This window comes from Escherichia sp. AM3, from assembly GCF_032029835.1.
GTDB lineage: Bacteria > Pseudomonadota > Gammaproteobacteria > Enterobacterales > Enterobacteriaceae > Escherichia > Escherichia coli.
On sequence record NZ_JAVUPQ010001215.1, the window covers coordinates 1 to 245 of the forward strand.

Consider the following 245-nt stretch of genomic DNA (forward strand, 5'->3'; position numbering starts at 1 on the left):
TGCTGGCACTGTTCCATAATAGCTTGCGCGGTAATCGGTTTGCCCAGCAGGTAACCCTGTAGCGTATTGCATCCCAGTTCTGTCAGAAAGGTTTGCTGCGCTGCGGTTTCGACCCCTTCCGCCACGACCTTCAGATTCAGCGTTTTTGCCAGGGCGACAATCGCCGAGACAATCGTCGCATCTTCGCTCTCACCACTTAACTCTTTCACAAAAGCACGATCGATTTTCAACTCGCAGGCGGGGAG

General features: G+C 53.5%; 1 protein-coding gene. It reads right to left on the bottom strand.

The features are described 5' to 3' along the window. Positions 1 to 245: EAL domain-containing protein (locus RTW80_RS30360; RefSeq protein ID WP_312721929.1), on the bottom strand; the 245-nt coding region annotated here is incomplete at both ends.